The sequence below is a fragment of the Comamonas odontotermitis genome, assembly GCF_020080045.1.
Classification (GTDB): domain Bacteria; phylum Pseudomonadota; class Gammaproteobacteria; order Burkholderiales; family Burkholderiaceae_C; genus Comamonas; species Comamonas odontotermitis.
On sequence record NZ_CP083451.1, the window covers coordinates 1,873,421 to 1,889,681 of the forward strand.

A 16,261-nucleotide genomic window follows, 5' to 3' on the forward strand; every position below is an offset into this window, starting at 1 on the left:
CCCCCTGCGCGCCTATTCACCATCATCCAGGAGCATTTCATGTCCTACGCCACAGAGGCGGTTGCCAGCATGCAGCCGCCCAGCATTCTGCAGCCCCAAGGTGCTGCAGCGCCCGCCCAACAAGCGGATGCAGCGATTGAGTTTGACAAGGTGTCGCTGCGTTTCATCGCCCCCGACGGCACAGCCACCCTGGCGCTGCGCAATTTTTCGATGCGCGTGGCCAAGGGGGAGTTCATCGCCATCGTCGGCCCCACGGGCAGCGGCAAATCCACCACGCTCAACCTGATCACCAGCTTGCTGCAGCCCACGGTGGGTGAGGTGCGGGTCATGGGCAAAAAGGTGGAGCAGATCGATCCGCGCATCGGTTTCGTCTTTCAGGCTGATGCCGTGTTTCCCTGGAAATCGGTGCGCGAGAACGTGGCCGCCGGTCCGATCTTTCGGGGCAAGCCCCGTGAGCAGGCCCTCAAGCTGGCTGACGAGTGGATTCACCGCGTGGGACTGGCCAATTTTGGAAACCATTACCCGCACCAGCTCTCGGGCGGGATGCGCAAGCGCGTGGCGCTGGCCCAGACCTTCATCAACCAGCCCGAGATTCTGCTGATGGACGAGCCGTTTTCGGCGCTGGACATGCAGACCCGTACCCTGATGCAGGACGAGCTGCTGCGGCTGTGGTCGGGCTCTGGTGGCTCGGTGGTGTTCGTGACACATGACCTGGAAGAGGCAATCGCCCTGGCCGACCGCGTTTTTGTGCTGACCGCACGCCCCGCCACCTTGAAGCGCGTGTACGAGATCGATCTGCCGCGCCCCCGCGTCATGAGCGAGGTGCGCTACGACCCGCAGTTTATCGACCTGTCCAAGCGCATCTGGGATGACCTGCGCGAAGAAGTCCATATCCAGTAATACGAGGGAAGGAACACACCATGTCTGAACTCACTCTGAACCAGGGCATTCCCTCCGCGCAGGCGGCGCCCGAGCAGACCCCCGCTGCCGTGAGCGACGCCGCGCTGGCGCAGGAATCCATCGCTGCGCAGGCGGCCATCAAGCGCCGCAAGGCCGTCATCATCGCGCTACGCCTGCTGGTGCTCGTCGCGGTGCTCGGCGGCTGGGAAGTCTCTGCCCGCATGAAGTGGATCGATCCGTTCTTCTACTCGATGCCATCCATGATCTGGAGCCAGATTGTGGAATGGATGCGCGACGGCACATCGCAAGGCCCGCTGTGGCAGCAGGTGCTGGTGACGCTGGAGGAAACGGTGATCGGCTTTCTGATCGGCTCGATCGCCGGCGTGATCTGCGGCATTGTGCTGGGCCGCAACAAGCTGCTCTCCGATGTGTTTTCGATCTATATCCAGATCGCCAACTCGATTCCCCGCGTGGTGCTGGGTTCGGTGTTTGTGATCGCACTGGGCCTGGGCATGGCGTCCAAGGTGGCGCTGGCCGTGGTGATGGTGTTCTTTGTGGTGTTTGCCAATGCATTCCAGGGCGTGCGTGAGGCAGACAAGTACATGATTGCCAATGCCCAGATTCTGGGCGCATCGCCGCGCCAGGTGACGATGTCGGTCGTCATTCCGTCTGCCATGTCGTGGATTCTGGCCAGCCTGCATGTGAGCTTTGGCTTTGCGCTGGTGGGGGCCGTGGTGGGTGAGTTTCTTGGTGCCAAGGAAGGGATTGGCCTGTTGATCTCCACTGCGCAGGGCGCCTTCAATGCCAGCGGTGTATTTGCCGCCATGATCGTGCTGGCAGTGGTTGCGCTGGGGGCGGATTTTCTGCTCACCCGTCTGGAAAAGCGTCTGCTCAAGTGGCGCCCTGCGGCTTTCTGACGCAGTGCGAACCAAGGAAGGACGCCAATCTCATAGCTCATCCTCCTCGTCGGTAGTCCAAGCACTCCATGCTCTACCGGCCTTGTGCCACCTCTGCCAACCGAGGTGGCATTTTTTTGTCCGCTGTGCAGGAAGCAGCGGCAACCCGTGGCGCAGGGCGCAAGTCACAAGGCGGCTGGCTAGAATGGCGCGTTTTCAACCGCCTTGGCCTCAGTGCTTCTTCCATGTCCCGTTTGACCGTACCCGACCACCAGATAGGCAGCCCCACCTTTGCGATCAATATCGTGGTCAGGCCCTCGCCGGATGTGATGCAGGCGCTGGTGGCGCTGCAGGACCGGATCGAGGCGCTGGCGCCAGCGGGCATCTTTCACCGGGCGCCTGCGCCAACGCTGCACCTGAGTATTTTTCAGCTCGTCTGGGCGCGAACGCAGCATGTGGCCATCGGGCCGCAGGAATGGCTGGGGCTGGAGGCCGACACATTCACGGCCTTGCAGGCCCTGGCCCCGCGATACGAGCCATTTTTGCTGCACCAGGGGCAGGTTCAGGTGGGTGACAAGGCCATTTATCTGCAGTTTTCGCCATCCGCTGCAATGGATCGCCTGCGTGACGAGATCGAGCACCATGCCAGAGACCGTTTTCCCGGCAGGCACCGGCCACAGATTCAGCACATCACGCTGTTTCGCTACCAGCAGGCGGTGCCTTTGGCGCCCCTGGCCCACGGTTGTGCCCAACTGCCGCCATGGCAGCAGGCCTGGTCGATAGAGCAGATGGAACTGGGGCAGGAGACCGCTTATCCGCTGCTGGCAAGCCGCACGGTGGGCAATTTGGCCTTGGGCTCCAGCGAGACCTGACCGCCCTGGTGCATGGATTGCTCGGGCGAAAAAAAGGTACCAGCGGCTGCAGGGGCCACTGGTACCGGCCTGATGTCGCTATGAGAAGCGCTATCAGGCGGAGATAACGGAAGCGGTACCAGGCGAGGTATCAGGCCTTTTCGCCAAGCATGGCCAGGGCCAGTTCCAGCCCGGAGACAAATGCGTCTTCCACACGGTAACCCAGGCACCAGTCGCCAGCCAGGCCCACGCACTGCGACGCATCCCACAGGTGGCTGCGTGGCTTGCCTTGTGCATCCTTGGGCAGGGGGTTGATGGTTTTGGCGTAGCCCCATTGCACCACGCGCATCTCCGTCGGCGTGGCACGGATGCGGGTGAGTTCGGAGAATGCCTGCAGCATCTTGGCGGCCACGCGCTGGGGTTCGTCGTTTTCATGCTTGCGGGCCCAGTCGGGGCTGGCCTGCACAGTCCAGCGCTCCATCTTGCCGCGCCCGGGCTTGGAGGATTCACGCGCCAGCCAGGTGATGCGCGGGTGTTCGGTGCGGGCGGCATTCCACTGCGGGCCCATATTGGTCAAGGCCGGGTCCACGGCGTGGGCAAAGCTCAGCAGCAGGGTCCAGCTGGGGGCAATGTACACATCGCCCAGGTTCCAGTCGGCGGGCGGGGTGAGGTCGCTTTCCTCCAACAGCACCTCGGCTTCGGGGGCGGGGACGGCCAGCACCACGCCATCGAGCCCGGCGTAGACATGCACGCCGCCATCGGCGTCTTCGGTACGGATCTGCCATTGATCGGGGTTGAGCGCATCACGCTCGAAAGCCACGGCCTCCTCGCCCAGGCGCACGGCCAGCGGCGCGGCCCAGACCTGCAGCAGGCTGTCCATGGTGGGAACGCCCAGCAGGTGCGGCTCCATCGATGCCCGGCTGACCACGGCCTTGCCAGACGAATCCAGTGTGCGGATGGCGTTCACGCTCCAGGGCCGGGTGACGCCGGGGGCGGTGTCCAGCGCCTGCTGGAAGCGAGGGTCGCGCACGGTAAAGAACTGCGCGCCCAGGTCAAAGCTGCCGTGGCTGCCATCGCGGCTGGCCATGCGGCCCCCGACCTGGGTCTGTGCCTCGATCACGGTGACCTGGTGGCCCGCTTGCTGCAGCGTGCGGGCGCAGGCGATACCGGCCATGCCGGCACCGACGACGGCAAAGTGGCGCGGAGCGCCGGATTTTGGGGTTTGTTTGGATCGTTTGGGCTTGGGAGGGATGCGAGAAGGCATGCGAGACTTTCTGTTCTGGTTCGGCAAGCGGGACAAGGAAGAATCAGTGTTTCCAAAAAACTCCAGTGGCAATCGAAAGCTGGGCTTTCAGCGATCCACTCTACACGTTGTGGAAGGCAATTCTGGTCAGGATTTATCCCACGTAGTGGTTGTTGAGCAGTGAATCGCGCGTTGCCTGCGACTGTAGCCTGTCCAGCCACCATTGCAGGGCTTTGCCCGGCGCATTGCTGCACCACGCATAGCGCAGCTTGATCTTGCGCAATGGGCGCATCAACTCGCGCTCCACCAGCTGGCCGCTGCGCAGGTAGGGCAGGGTCATGTTGTCGGGCAGAAAACCCGCGCCAATGCCGCGTAGCTGGGCCTGCAGCTTGGCCTGCATGGTGTCGACGGTGAGCACGTCCTGGCCGCTCATCACGCCGATGGTCTGGCCTTGGCCGCTGCGCGACGAATCGGCCACCGCGATGATGCGATGGCGGCGCAGCACATCGTCGCTGATGGGCTGGATCTCGTCGGCCAGGGGGTGGTGCGGCGCCACCACGTAGCGGAAGGTGATCTCGCCCAGATCGAGCTGTTGCAGGCCGGACACGTTCGACGCATCGACCGCGATGCCGATGGCGAGGTCGGCCCGGCCGCTGGTGAGGGATTCGAGCGTGCCCGCCAGGATGCTGTCGACGATCTTCAGGCGCGTGGGCGGCGCAATGGCGTAGAAGGCCTCGACCAGCTCCAGCAGGGTGGTGCGCGAGATGACACCGTCGACCGCAATGCGCAGCTCTGGCTCCCAACCGGTGGCCACGCGGCGCACGCGGTTGGCGACGGCATCCACCTCCTGCAGCAGGCGCGCGCCTTCGCGCAGCAGCTCTTCGCCAGCTTCAGTGGGGCGAGCCTGGCGAGCGCTGCGGTCAAACAGCAGCACATCGAGGGCGTCTTCCACCTGGCGGATGCGGTAGGTGAGGGCGCTGGGCACCAGGCCCAGCTTGCGTGCAGCGGCGGCAAAGCTGCCGGTGTCGGCCACCAGTTGCAGCAGTGCCAGGGTGTCGGGGGTGAGTACATCGCGGTCGCGCAGTACGGCCATGTCAGGGTCCTTCGGCGTAGGGAGGGGCGGATGGGAAAGCACCATCAGTTTTTTTGAATGATGCCATCAAACCCGCAGTCTCACAGGAGGATGGCGCAGTTTTACAGTTACGGACATGGTGATGAACACGGCATTTCAGCGGTGTTTCACAAGAAGGAGATCAAAAATGTTGATGGTTCGTAAATCTGCCGATCGTGGCCATGCCGACCATGGATGGCTCCGTTCCAACCACAGCTTCTCGTTTGCAGGCTACTACGACCCCCGCTTCATGGGCTGGGGCAATCTGCGCGTGATCAACGAAGACCGCGTTGCCCCTGGTACCGGCTTTGGTACCCATGGCCACCGCGACATGGAGATCATCAGCTATGTGCTCGAAGGCAATCTGGCGCACAAGGACAGCATGGGCCACATCGAAGGGTTGCCCCCGGGCGATGTGCAGCGCATGAGCGCAGGCACCGGCGTGCAGCACAGCGAGTTCAACCATGCCGAGGGCGCGGAAACGCACTTTCTGCAGATCTGGATCGAGCCCAGCAAGACGGGCATTGCTCCGAGCTATGCGCAAAAGGCGTTCCCCGACGCCGAAAAGCGCGGCAAGCTGCGCCTGGTGGTGTCACCCGATGGTGCCGATGGCTCGCTGTCCATGACGGCTGATGCCCGCATGTACGCAGGCCTGCTCGATGGCGCGGAAACCGCCGAGGTGGCCATTGCCCCGGGTCGCAAGTCGTATGTGTATGTGGTCAAGGGAGAGGTTGCCGTCAACGGCACGCCGTTGCACACTGGCGATGCGGCCTACATGGACCAGGAAACGGCCGTGAAGCTGGACCAGGCCAAAAATGCCGAAGTGCTGGTGTTTGACCTGGAAGCTTGATCCATCCCAAACCCTGAAACGAGGCTACCCCCGCCCGCAGCCCGCGGGTGGGCAAGGCCAGAGGAGCGTTAAATGAATGCATTGCAAAATCCGCTGGCCTTGCTGGGCCGTATTCTGGTGGCCTGGTTCTTCGTGATTCCGGGTTTTGGCAAGCTCACGGGCTTTGCCGGCGCCGTTGGTTATGCCGCCTCTGCGGGCATGCCTATGCCCGAGATTGCCGTGGGCGTCGGCCTGTGTGTCGAGATTCTGGGCGGCCTGGCCATTCTGCTGGGCTGGGGCACGCGCTATGCCGCACTGGCGCTGGCGTTCTTCACCCTGGTGGCCAGCTTCTTCTTCCATGCCTACTGGTCGGTGCCCGCCGAGGCGCGCATGGTGACGCAACTGCTGTTCAACAAGAACATTGCCATCGTGGGCGGTTTGCTGGCCTTTGCAGCCTTTGGCGCCGGTGCCTGGAGCATGGACGCCAAGCGCAGAGCGGCATGACGGACTCCATGGATTTACCGCCCGCAGCTTGAGGCGGCTTCACAAGAAAGCCCTTTGCACCATGCAAAGGGCTTTTTTATGTGTGATGCATGAAAATGGCTTAGGGCAAGCGTCAGATTTGCGCTTTAAGCTCTGTTTTTTGTAGCGAATCATCCACGACACGGCGTTCGTCGAACACAAAGCAACTACCCTGGTAACCGGTGCCATCGGTTTCCTCAAAGTATTTCAGGATGCCGCCTTCGAGCTGGTAGACGTTCTCGATGCCTTCGTCCTGCATCAGGATTGCGGCCTTTTCGCAACGGATGCCGCCGGTGCAATAGCTCACCACGGTCTTGCCCGCCAGATCAGCCTTGTGGGCCCGCAGCTGGGCTGGAAACTCGGTGAACTTGCGGATGCGCCAGTCAATGGCACCTGTGAATGCGCCTTCATCCACTTCATAGTCGTTGCGTGTGTCGAGCGTCACCACGGGGCGGCCCGCATCATCGTGCCCCTGGGCCAGCCAGCGCTGCAGGTCTGCAGGCTTGACGGCAGGTGCGCGACCATTGGCCGGGCGAATCGCCGGGTAATCCATGCGGATGATTTCGGGCTTGACCACCACGCGCATCTTGCGAAAAGGCACCGTGCTCGACCAGCTCTCCTTGGGGGCCACGTCGGCAAAGCGCGCATCGGTGCGCAAGGCGTTCACCCAGCCATGCACGGCTTCGGCCGGGCCTGCCAGAAAGAAGTTGATGCCTTCTTCTGCCAGCAATACCGTGCCCTTGAGCGCCCATTGCGCCGCACGCTCGGCCAGCAGCTCGCGCAGCTGCTGCGCATCGGGCAGCGGAACGAACTTGTAGCAGGAGATGTTCAGAATGTCGGGCACGGCAGGGAATCTATCAAATTAATAGCGAAGGGCACCCTCCAGGTGGGCGCCAAAGGCCTATTTTACTTAGATCGAATACTCAATTGTGGCATTGGCCGTGTGTTGCGCCAGGGCCTGCAGAAACTCGGCGTCGGTGCGGTACAGGCGCAGGTGGGGGTTGTCCTGCAGCAGGCCGGCGCGCTTGAGGCGCTGCTCCACGGGCAGCTTCATGCCCACGATGTGCAGCAGGCCGCCGCGCTTGGCGGCCATGCGCTCCAGCCGCACAAAGGCTTCTACGCCGGTGATGTCGATCTGGTTCATGGGCTGGGCCAGCAGGGCCAGCTGCTTGTACTGCGGGTGGCGGGCCCAGTCATTGGCGGCGCGGGTTTCCAGCGCGGCGGCGGATGCGAAATCCAGCTCCGAATCCATGCGCAGCGCCAGCACATCGGGCGCCAGGGTCGGCAGATGCCACAGGTGGCGGTCGCGCAGGCTGCCGTCGGGGTGCAGGCCCACTTCCACAATGCGCGGGTGCAGCCGGTTGTACAGAAAGTAGCAGGAGCTCAGCAGAATGCCTGCCAGCACGCCCCAGTAGATGCGCGGCGCCGTGAGGATGGTGATGGCAAAGGTGGCCACGGCAATGCCGCCTTCGATGCGCGAGATCGCAAAAAGCCGCAGAATCGCCCGGGGCTTGACCAGGTTGGCGACGGCCGTCATCACGATGGCCGCCAGTGCCGATTGCGGCACATGGTAGAGCGCAGGAGTGAACCACAGCACCACGACTACCACCAGCAGGATGGAAAACAGGTTGGAGTAACCCGTCTTGGCCCCGGCCAGCAGGTTGACCGCCGAGCGCGAGAAGGAGGCGCTGGTGGCAAAGCTGCCAAACAGGCCTGCGCTCATCTTGGACATGCCCTGCGCAATCAGCTCCTGGCTGCTGTCCCAGCGGGTACCTGCCTGCTGGTGCTCCACCTGGGCGCTGGAAGCGGTCTCCAAAGCGCTCACCAGCGATATCACCAGCACGGGCATCACCAGAAGGCCAAATTCGTCCCAGCCCAGCAGGCCGGGCCAGACGAAGTGCGGCAGCCCCGACGGCAGATGGCCCACCACGGCGCCGCCTTTGTCCGCAAAACCGCCTGCCCAGCTGACGATGCCGGTGATGCCAATGACGAAAATGGCTGACGGAAACGCGGGCCGCCATTTTTTAGCCAGCACCAGGCCTGCAATGCTCAACACGCCAAACAGGATCGAGCGCCAGTCGAACAGCCCGAGCGACGGGTTGTCCCACACGGTGGCCCAGTCGCTTTTCATGCCCAGCAGGCTGGGCAGTTGCGACGCCAGAATCAAGATGGCTGCCGCCTGGGTGAAGCCGGCCAGTACCGGCGAGGTCACCAGATTGAGCAGCCACCCCGCGCGCACCAGCCCGAGCGACAGCTGCACCAGGCCCGACAGAATCGCCATCCAGGCCGCCAGCACCACCCATTGGGCCGAACCCGGCTCGGCCATGCCGGTGAGCGAAGCGCCGATCAACAGGGCGGACAGCGCCGTGGGCCCCACGCCCAGGCGCGGCGATGGGCTGAAGAGGATGGCCACTGCCGCTGGAATGATGGAGGCATAGATCCCCGTGATCAGCGGCATGCCTGCCAGATGCGCATAGGCCACGCCCTGTGGCAGCAGCATCAGGCCGACGGTGATGCCGGCCATGGCTTCGCCCCGCAGCAGTTGCAGGGTGGGGCGGGGCCAGGAGAGGAACGGAAAAAGTCGGTAGAGCAGCGGCGCGAGCATGGCGCATTGTCGCCTCATGGCGGGCAGGCCTGCCGCAAGCCGTGGATTTATGCGACAGCGTTCCATGGATTCAGGGACGCTGCCGAGGGGTGCGAGCCGTACCGCGGCTGGCCGCATGAAGAAATCGTGGACAAATGTGTAGCCAAGGTTTCAGTTGCAGCATTTGGCTGACAAAGCTGGGCAAGACCGCCAGGATCGCCAACAATCTACACTCAACGCTTTCATTACCGATCCGCTCTCTTTGACTGTATGCCTCCGCACCGAATGGCCCCGCCTCACCGTTTGCGCAACGCTGATCCGACACGGCAATCCGGGCGTGCTCGCCTGTGGTTGGCGGGTGCCGGTCTGTGCGTGGCTATCGCCTTGGGCATTGCTGCGCCATGGTGGCTTGTCGAGGCGGATGCCTCGGGTACCGGCCAGCAGGTGGCGCAATGGGTGCACGGCCTGCACCAGAAACTGCGCAGCTCCGGAGCACGGGTGAATGCGACGGTGGAGCAGACCGCCAGCCGCCAGCGGGTGCTGGCGGAAGACGATGCGATATCTGCTGCTGTGAGTGATGCGCTGGCCGCTACCCAAAACGACGATCTGCGCATGCTGCAGGTGCAAACTGGCAATGCCATGGTGACACTGGAAGGTACCCTTCCTTCGCCAGACCTGCGAGACCGCGCCATCGCCATCACGGAGGGTGTGAGCGGCGTACACGGCGTTTTCAGCCTGATCCAGATCCGGTAAGGCTCGCTGCGTGCGGCAGTTGCCTTAGATCGTAAACACGTTCTGGCAACCGGGCCAGGTGGCCTGAGCGCATAATGCGAGCCATTCTTGAAACAAGCCTATGGTTGCTGCTTTGAAGGCAGGCCCCTTTGGCAGCGCGGCGCTACGCTATTGTGTGCGCTGCGAACTTCTATCCATGATCCGGGCAGATCTGTCTGCCATGCTTTTATCGACTGCGCACCATGCATCAGCACGACAACCACTCGCATGACCATGGCCATGACGGCCCATGCGACCATGCCCATTGCGACCACAACCACCACGCTGGCCCGCGCAGCATCTACATCTATTCACCGTCAGGCGCAGTACGCGACAAAAAGGGCTTTCGCCGCGGCGTTGCAAGGCTCAAGGAGCTGGGACACACGGTGGAGGTGGACCCTGCGGCCCTCGACTCCTGGACACGGTTTGCCGGAGACGACGACACGCGCCTGGCGGCCATTGCGCGCGCAGCAGCCAGCGGCGCCGACGTGACGATGATGACGCGCGGCGGCTACGGCATCTCGCGCCTGCTGCACCGCATCGACTATGAGCAGATTGCCCGCTCCATCGAGGCCGGCACGCAATGGGTGGGCCTGAGCGACTTCACGGCCTTGCAGATGGCGCTGTATGTTCGAACCAAGGCGGTGACCTGGGCGGGGCCGTCGCTGGTGGCCGACATCGGCGCAGAAGAGGGCATGGACGACATCATGCTCGATTGCTTTGAAGACCTGCTGATGGGCCACGGTGAAGGCGCTGGCTGGCGCACGCTGGCAGAGCGCGCGGGTACCGTGCAGGGCCCGTCTGCGGATGCGGAAACCTACATTCCCAAAGCCACACTGTGGGGCGGCAATCTGGCCATGCTGGCGTCGCTGGCGGGCACGCCGTACCTGCCCAAGATCAAGAATGGGGTGTTGTTTATTGAAGACGTGGGAGAGACGCCGTACAAGATCGAACGCATGCTGATCACCTTGCTGCATGCCGGTGTTCTGGCCCAGCAAAAGGCGGTGGTGTTCGGTCAGTTCAGCGACTACAAGCTCAATGCGCACGACAAAGGCTACAAGCTGGCCACCGTGGTGCAATGGCTACGCAGCCAGTTGACCATTCCGGTGTTCACCAACCTGCCGTTTGGCCATGTGCCGACGAAGGTGGTGCTGCCGGTCGGGGCGCAGGTCTCGCTCAGCGTGGAAGGGCGCGACGCCCTGATCTATTGGGGGCATATGTAGCGGTATTGCCGCATTGCTGCACCGCGCCATGCAGCGGCGGCAGCGGATTTGCGGCAAGGCACGGCCTGCGGCATAGATTTGTTGATGCTGTGCGAGCGAATCAGCTTGGATATGGACCCCGGTTTGCGGTGTAATATGCGGAATAACAATTCTTTGAGGGTGTAGGCGCTCCGAGGGAGGAGGTGACCGCATCCGCGTGAACTATCCATGACAACTGTCGCCACCGTGGTATTTATCGATATCTCGGGCAGTACTGCTTTGTTCGAAACCTTGGGCAATGAGCGGGCTGCGCGGGCGGTCGCAGGCATGACGGATGCATTCAAGCAAGTCGTCGTGCAAGCGGGCGGGCGGGTCGTCAAAACCTTGGGTGACGGGGTTTTGGCCATTTTCAACAGCAGCGGGCTGGCCGTGAGCGCCATGACCATGCTGATGCGCCGCCATTACGGCCAATGGGATTCGCTGCCCCCGACGCAGAAGTTCCATGTACGTGTGGGCATGAGCACCGGTGAGGTGGTGCTGATGGAGGGCGACTGCTACGGGGACTCGGTCAACATGGCCTCGCGCCTGTGTGAAAAGGCCAGCCACCGCGAAATCTGGGCCAGCGCGTCGACCATGGAATCGGGCTCCCGCGCTGACACCACCTTCGTGCCCATGGGCTGGATGGAAGTGCGCGGCAAATCCGAGCAGCACATGCTCTACCAGGTGCAGTGGAGCGATCTAGAAGCCCAGGAAGTGATCACCGCCTACGACTCCTCGCTGCCCATGCGGCAGGAAACCGTGGTGCCGGTGCGGCTGCGTCTGGCCAGCGGCGGGGTCGAAAGGGTCTTCGAAACCCATGAAATGCCGATTTTCATCGGACGTTCCTCCGATTCGGAATGGGTGGTTCTGGACCGCCGCGTCTCCCGCCAGCATGGCCGTATCGACTGGCGCGGCGGCAATCTGATCTTCACCGATCTGAGCCGCTACGGCACCTGGTTGACCTTTGGCAGCAGCCCCGCTACTGTGGTGCGCCGCGAGACCGTGCAACTGCACGGCGCCGGGGTCATGTATTTTGGCGTGTCGCCTGAAGACCCGACAGCGCCCAGTGCCGCCTTTTCGATCAAGCCTGTGTAGCTAGGGAAGGGTGCGGCTCAAAGCGCTGCGCCCAGCGGTGCCAAGGCTGCTGCAATGGCGGCGGCATCGGTGGGGCGCACCACGCGCGCCACTTCCTGCCCGTCTTTCAGCACCACCAGGGTCGGCCACAGCTTGATGCGATAGCTGCGCCCCAGTGGCTTGCCCGGGCCGTCCTCCACCTTGATGTGGCGGATATCGGCGCGTGGGGAGAGTGCCGCTTCAATCAGCGGTTGTGCGCCCAGGCAGTGCGGGCACCAAGGGGTGCCAAACTCAATCACGGTGTGGCCGGGCAGCGTGTCCACTTCGGCGCGGCTGGGCTCCTGCGCCAGATGCTGGTTAGCGAAAGTCATGCGGTCTCCAGGGTAAGCATATTTGCGACTATTCAATTGATAGCAGATTGCGGGCATCGGCCTTATACCCATGCCGGATTGGGATCATCCTTCTGCGCTTTTAACGGGGCATTGGCGGGCCAGTATCTCCAACTCCTGCAGCGTGTTGGCGTTGTAGAAGGCGGCTGTATCGTTGAACTCGACCATCACCATCGGGTGCTGCGCCGCCCACTGACGGACCTTGCGGCCGCCGGAATCTACAAAACTGCGCACGCTCGCCGCCAGGCTGGCATGCAGCAGGCAGAACGTAGGCTGGGCCAGGCGGCCATCGGGGCCGCGGGTGCAGGCCATCGCAATCAGCGCCTGGTCGCGAACAGCCGCCCGCGCCAGCTCGGCTGCCAGGTCGGCCGGAAAAAACGGTGTGTCGCAGGCCACCGTCAACAGCCAGGGGGTGCGGCAGGCATCCAACCCCGCTGCAAACCCTGCAAGCGGCCCGGGGTAGGGTTCGGCGGGGGCGTCTGCCGCCGCTGAGGCGGCAGGTGCCAGATCGGTGATCACCGTGTGGCCCAGCGCCGCATAGGCTTGCAGATGCCGGTTGGCATTGACCAATACCCGGCCCGTCTGCGCCGCCAGCCGCTCTGCCGCCCACCCAGCCAATGGCCTGCCCGCCAGCAGTTGCAGGCCTTTGTCCACCCCGCCCATGCGCGAGCCCTGGCCGCCAGACAAAACCAGCCCGGTGATCTGTTCGCGGGGAATGGACAAGGGGATGGCTGGCATTGTGCTATGGATTGATGAGCTGGAAGCGGTTGATGAATGAGTGCTGGAGGTCATTTTGCCTCGAAATAACAATAGCCGCCTATACTGCGGCGATGACCCAAGGAACGATCAGAAGCGCCATGAAAGCATTGACCAATCTCAAGGGGCGCAGTGCGCGCGCCGCTATTGCCGTCCTTGGCCTGGTAGTTCCGGTGGCCAGCAGCTGGGCCGCACGGGATTTCACCCCGCAGGCCGGTACCTGGGTCATCAGCGAAGAGCTCGACGGCAAACCTGGCCGGGGCCTCGCGATTGACGTGCAGGGCAACACCTTCTTCATGCAAGTGTTTGGGTATGAAAAGAATGGCGATGCCACGTTCTACACCGCGACTGGGCAGATGGACGGCAACCGCGTGACTGCACCGTTGATGCAGTACCAGGGAGGCCGCAGTTTTGGCAGTGAAGCAAGGGATGCCGTCGAGGCCGGATCTGCTGGAAACGTGACGGTCTCCTTCACCAACGGCCTCCATGGAAGCATTCAACTGCCGGGTGAAAAGGTCTTGCCCATTCAAAGGTTTGAGGTGAGGTCTGCGCAGTTCGAAGACGACTACCTGGTGTCCAAGAACGGGGGGCGCAGTTTTCAAACCGTGGCCTTGGATGGTGCAGGGCAGCCGGTTTTTTACTGGCGAGGCTCGATCGGGGGAGACCCGAAGGGCATGGCGCATTGGATCAATCTGGAGATGGGCGGCGCATACGCTGATTTCTCCTGCCTGCGAACGGGTGCCGACATGTACAGCTGTTCCGAGCCGATAGTGCGGCCGCTTTCGAGCCCGCGCTTGCCTGTCAATGCCGTGGAGTTGCGCATTTCGGCTGGTGCTCTGCAGGGATTTGTGGACGTGAACCAGAACGGAGTGGTTCAGCGGTATTCCTTGTTGGGCAGGCTGGTGACAGGCATGAAGAAGCCAGGCATAAGCATTCCGGAGTGCCCTCCATATTCGGTGGTCTATGCAGAGCCCTTTGGAAGCTGTACCGTGGGCTACAGGGTTCCAGCCAGTGGCACCTGGGTGGTGGAGAGTGAGCTCAACGGAAAGCCGGGGCGCGGCTTTGCGCTGGATTTCCAGAACGGTGTCGCGATAGCCCAGGTGTTCAACTACCAGCCCGGCGGTCAGCCCACCTTCCACATGGGGAGCGTGGATGCCCCCAAGACACCGGTCACCTTGCCCCTAGGCCAGTATGCTGGCGGGCGCTACCTGGGTGGGCCTGGGCAGGCTGCCACCCTGCTGGTAAACGCGGGCAGCATGCGTCTGGAATTCGTGGAAACTGTGGGCAGTTTCTCGAAGGAAAGCCATACCGTGGCAAAGCTGGATCTTCCTGGTGAGCCCACCCGTCGCCTGGTTCGCATGGAGCTGGAGCCCGATGCGAAGGGCTCTCAAAGCCTGCTCGGCCAATGGGTGCTGTCAGACGACACCATCGTATCGCTGACGCGCGATCTTGGAAGCAGGGCCGCCAACGCCGATGAGACTGCATGGTGTGAACGCGCGCCCCAGGAGCTCCTGCCCCATCTGGTTTCTTGCCAATGGATGCATGTTTACGATGACAAAGTGGTGTGGCAGAAAGCAAACTTGATCATGCGGCCCAATAGCCCGGGCTCAGCACTGCAAATCAGGGATCGCCATGGCAATCTGACGGGGCTGGGGTTGCTGCAGGATTGACTGGAATGCTCACCCGCTGCGCTCCCCCATGCCCTGTGGCCAGGCTTGCCGGGATTGCGCTTTCTCGCCTGCAACAAGCGATGCGCGGCGCTGTTTGATGTAGCTCAAGCAGGTTTTCACCGCTGCGCACGATGATCGATCAGGAGCCTGCCATGCACATGCTGTGCGTGCGGGCCCTCTACAGTCTTTCAATAGAAAATTTCAATTCAAAAGGCTAATTCGATGACCGTGCGAAAAACACCAACTCCGTCGACCGTACCCAGAACCACATCTACTAGGACCAATGCAAGAGCGACAGGCAGCGCCCGTTCCACTCGGCGCCAGGCCCGTGACGTGCGGCCCGCCGCCCAAGGCGATACGGCTCCCGCGCTGACTAGCAAGGCCATCGCGGCCCACGTTGAGCACAAGGCAACCACCGGCGCGCAGCAGGAATTGGTGTCGGCCGCATTACACATTGCTGACAACAAGTCCGGGCAATCCGCCGCAGAGCGTGCAAAGAGTCTGCGTACATTGCTCGACGGCGCTTCGCCAGATGACCGCGAAGCCTTGCGGCGTGCATTCAGCGGCGCAGATGCACAAGGTATTGACAAAACCAACCCCGACGAAGAACTGGCTCCCGGCTGGCGCGATGGTGGCTACCCCTACAAGAACCTGTTGCGCCGCTCGGTCTACGAGAGGGAAAAATTCAACCTGCAGGTGGAACTGCTCAAGCTGCAAGGCTGGGTCAAGACCACGGGTGAGCGCGTGGTGATCCTGTTTGAAGGGCGTGATGCGGCAGGCAAGGGTGGCGCCATCAAACGCTTCATGGAGCATCTGAATCCACGCGGCGCGCGTGTCGTGGCATTGGAAAAACCGTCTGAATCCGAGCAGGGGCAATGGTACTTTCAGCGCTATGTGCAGCACCTGCCCACGGCGGGCGAGATTGTGCTGTTTGACCGCAGCTGGTACAACCGCGCCGGCGTGGAGCGGGTGATGGGTTTTTGCTCGGACCGTGAATACCAGGATTTCGTGCGTCAGGCGCCCGAGTTCGAGCGCCATCTGGTGCAGTCGGGAGTGCACCTCATCAAGTTCTGGTTCAGCGTCAGCCGTGAAGAGCAGCGCCGTCGCTTCAAGGAGCGCGAATCCCACCCTCTCAAGCAATGGAAGCTCAGTCCCATTGACAAGGCCAGCCTCGACAAGTGGGACGATTACACCCGCGCCAAGGAGGCCATGTTCTTTGAGACCGACACCGCTGACAACCCCTGGACGGTGATCAAGAGCAACTGCAAGAAGCGCGCGCGGCTCAATGCCCTGCGCTACGTGCTGCACAAGCTGCCCTATGCCCAGAAGGATGCAGGGCAGATCGGCAAGCTCGACCCGCTGATCGTGGGTCGCGCCCATGTGGTCTACGAGCGCGGGGAAAAGCCGGAATCACTGATGTGAAT

At 62.6% G+C, this 16,261-nt stretch carries 16 protein-coding genes; 10 read left to right on the forward strand and 6 right to left on the reverse strand.

Features of this window, described 5'->3' with window-relative positions; translation table 11 throughout:
• Positions 1-69: 69 nt before the first annotated feature.
• The 3 genes from LAD35_RS08725 to LAD35_RS08735 all read left to right on the forward strand — a co-directional run bounded on the left by LAD35_RS08725 (position 70) and on the right by LAD35_RS08735 (position 2,668).
• Entirely contained in the window at positions 70-900 is an 831-nt protein-coding gene (locus tag LAD35_RS08725) for an ABC transporter ATP-binding protein (protein ID WP_224152622.1), read from the forward strand.
• 20 nt (positions 901-920) lie between these two features.
• A complete protein-coding gene (locus tag LAD35_RS08730) occupies positions 921-1,817 on the forward strand; it encodes an ABC transporter permease (RefSeq protein WP_224152288.1) in 897 nt (298 codons plus the stop codon).
• A 224-nt stretch (positions 1,818-2,041) separates the two neighbouring features.
• Positions 2,042-2,668 carry a hypothetical protein gene (locus LAD35_RS08735; RefSeq protein ID WP_224152289.1) on the forward strand — a complete coding sequence of 209 codons (627 nt, stop codon included), beginning with the start codon at positions 2,042-2,044 and terminating at the stop codon, positions 2,666-2,668.
• 130 nt (positions 2,669-2,798) lie between these two features.
• On the opposite strand, the gene LAD35_RS08740 is transcribed toward LAD35_RS08735, so the two are convergent.
• Positions 2,799-3,911 (reverse strand): NAD(P)/FAD-dependent oxidoreductase, encoded by a 1,113-nt coding sequence (locus LAD35_RS08740; protein WP_224152290.1) that lies wholly within the window; start codon positions 3,909-3,911, stop codon positions 2,799-2,801.
• 133 nt (positions 3,912-4,044) lie between these two features.
• Entirely contained in the window at positions 4,045-4,983 is a 939-nt protein-coding gene (locus LAD35_RS08745; protein ID WP_224152291.1) for a LysR family transcriptional regulator, read from the reverse strand.
• Positions 4,984-5,149: 166 nt separating this feature from the next.
• Here LAD35_RS08745 and LAD35_RS08750 point away from each other — a divergent pair, with 166 nt between their 5' ends.
• Both LAD35_RS08750 and LAD35_RS08755 read left to right on the forward strand, forming a co-directional pair.
• The gene (locus LAD35_RS08750; protein ID WP_224152292.1) at positions 5,150-5,851 is read left to right on the forward strand and encodes a pirin family protein; all 702 of its coding nucleotides are present in this window, start codon (positions 5,150-5,152) and stop codon (positions 5,849-5,851) included.
• Between the two features lie 72 nt (positions 5,852-5,923).
• Entirely contained in the window at positions 5,924-6,334 is a 411-nt protein-coding gene (locus tag LAD35_RS08755; RefSeq protein ID WP_224152293.1) for a DoxX family protein, read from the forward strand.
• A 112-nt stretch (positions 6,335-6,446) separates the two neighbouring features.
• Here the strand turns inward: LAD35_RS08755 and LAD35_RS08760 are convergent, their stop codons facing one another.
• Together LAD35_RS08760 and LAD35_RS08765 are read right to left on the reverse strand one after the other, a co-directional pair.
• Complete coding sequence (locus LAD35_RS08760) at positions 6,447-7,196, reverse strand: sulfurtransferase (RefSeq protein WP_224152294.1); 750 nt, start codon at positions 7,194-7,196, stop codon at positions 6,447-6,449.
• Positions 7,197-7,262: 66 nt separating this feature from the next.
• Positions 7,263-8,975, reverse strand: coding sequence for a SulP family inorganic anion transporter (locus LAD35_RS08765; RefSeq protein ID WP_224152295.1), 1,713 nt, complete (start codon positions 8,973-8,975; stop codon positions 7,263-7,265).
• 246 nt (positions 8,976-9,221) lie between these two features.
• Between LAD35_RS08765 and LAD35_RS08770 the strand changes: the two genes are divergently transcribed.
• The 3 genes from LAD35_RS08770 to LAD35_RS08780 all read left to right on the forward strand — a co-directional run bounded on the left by LAD35_RS08770 (position 9,222) and on the right by LAD35_RS08780 (position 12,043).
• Entirely contained in the window at positions 9,222-9,689 is a 468-nt protein-coding gene (locus tag LAD35_RS08770; RefSeq protein ID WP_224152296.1) for a BON domain-containing protein, read from the forward strand.
• 221 nt (positions 9,690-9,910) lie between these two features.
• On the forward strand, positions 9,911-10,930 hold the full coding sequence (locus LAD35_RS08775; RefSeq protein WP_224152297.1) for an LD-carboxypeptidase: 1,020 nt from the start codon (positions 9,911-9,913) through the stop codon (positions 10,928-10,930).
• A gap of 207 nt (positions 10,931-11,137) precedes the next feature.
• Positions 11,138-12,043 (forward strand): adenylate/guanylate cyclase domain-containing protein, encoded by a 906-nt coding sequence (locus tag LAD35_RS08780; RefSeq protein WP_224152298.1) that lies wholly within the window; start codon positions 11,138-11,140, stop codon positions 12,041-12,043.
• Between the two features lie 17 nt (positions 12,044-12,060).
• Here the strand turns inward: LAD35_RS08780 and LAD35_RS08785 are convergent, their stop codons facing one another.
• Positions 12,061-12,393: a thioredoxin family protein gene (locus LAD35_RS08785; protein ID WP_224152299.1), complete on the reverse strand. Its 333-nt coding sequence runs from the start codon at positions 12,391-12,393 to the stop codon at positions 12,061-12,063.
• 84 nt (positions 12,394-12,477) lie between these two features.
• On the reverse strand, positions 12,478-13,149 hold the full coding sequence (gene mobA, locus LAD35_RS08790) for a molybdenum cofactor guanylyltransferase MobA (RefSeq protein WP_224152300.1): 672 nt from the start codon (positions 13,147-13,149) through the stop codon (positions 12,478-12,480).
• Positions 13,150-13,268: 119 nt separating this feature from the next.
• Between mobA and LAD35_RS08795 the strand changes: the two genes are divergently transcribed.
• Both LAD35_RS08795 and ppk2 read left to right on the forward strand, forming a co-directional pair.
• Complete coding sequence (locus LAD35_RS08795) at positions 13,269-14,837, forward strand: hypothetical protein (RefSeq protein ID WP_224152301.1); 1,569 nt, start codon at positions 13,269-13,271, stop codon at positions 14,835-14,837.
• 222 nt (positions 14,838-15,059) lie between these two features.
• Positions 15,060-16,259, forward strand: a complete 1,200-nt coding sequence (gene ppk2 / locus LAD35_RS08800) for a polyphosphate kinase 2 (protein ID WP_224152302.1) — start codon at positions 15,060-15,062, stop codon at positions 16,257-16,259.
• Positions 16,260-16,261 lie beyond the last annotated feature (2 nt).

Coding starts and splice junctions, on each gene's coding strand:
- LAD35_RS08795 (WP_224152301.1), top strand. CDS start 13,269: ATGAAAGCATTGACCAATCTCAAGGGGCGCAGTGCGCGCGCCGCTATT.
- LAD35_RS08770 (WP_224152296.1), top strand. CDS start 9,222: ATGGCCCCGCCTCACCGTTTGCGCAACGCTGATCCGACACGGCAATCC.
- LAD35_RS08755 (WP_224152293.1), top strand. CDS start 5,924: ATGAATGCATTGCAAAATCCGCTGGCCTTGCTGGGCCGTATTCTGGTG.
- LAD35_RS08765 (WP_224152295.1), bottom strand. CDS start 8,975: ATGAGGCGACAATGCGCCATGCTCGCGCCGCTGCTCTACCGACTTTTT.
- LAD35_RS08780 (WP_224152298.1), top strand. CDS start 11,138: ATGACAACTGTCGCCACCGTGGTATTTATCGATATCTCGGGCAGTACT.
- LAD35_RS08785 (WP_224152299.1), bottom strand. CDS start 12,393: ATGACTTTCGCTAACCAGCATCTGGCGCAGGAGCCCAGCCGCGCCGAA.
- LAD35_RS08735 (WP_224152289.1), top strand. CDS start 2,042: ATGTCCCGTTTGACCGTACCCGACCACCAGATAGGCAGCCCCACCTTT.
- LAD35_RS08750 (WP_224152292.1), top strand. CDS start 5,150: ATGTTGATGGTTCGTAAATCTGCCGATCGTGGCCATGCCGACCATGGA.
- mobA (WP_224152300.1), bottom strand. CDS start 13,149: ATGCCAGCCATCCCCTTGTCCATTCCCCGCGAACAGATCACCGGGCTG.
- ppk2 (WP_224152302.1), top strand. CDS start 15,060: ATGACCGTGCGAAAAACACCAACTCCGTCGACCGTACCCAGAACCACA.
- LAD35_RS08775 (WP_224152297.1), top strand. CDS start 9,911: ATGCATCAGCACGACAACCACTCGCATGACCATGGCCATGACGGCCCA.
- LAD35_RS08730 (WP_224152288.1), top strand. CDS start 921: ATGTCTGAACTCACTCTGAACCAGGGCATTCCCTCCGCGCAGGCGGCG.
- LAD35_RS08745 (WP_224152291.1), bottom strand. CDS start 4,983: ATGGCCGTACTGCGCGACCGCGATGTACTCACCCCCGACACCCTGGCA.
- LAD35_RS08740 (WP_224152290.1), bottom strand. CDS start 3,911: ATGCCTTCTCGCATCCCTCCCAAGCCCAAACGATCCAAACAAACCCCA.
- LAD35_RS08725 (WP_224152622.1), top strand. CDS start 70: ATGCAGCCGCCCAGCATTCTGCAGCCCCAAGGTGCTGCAGCGCCCGCC.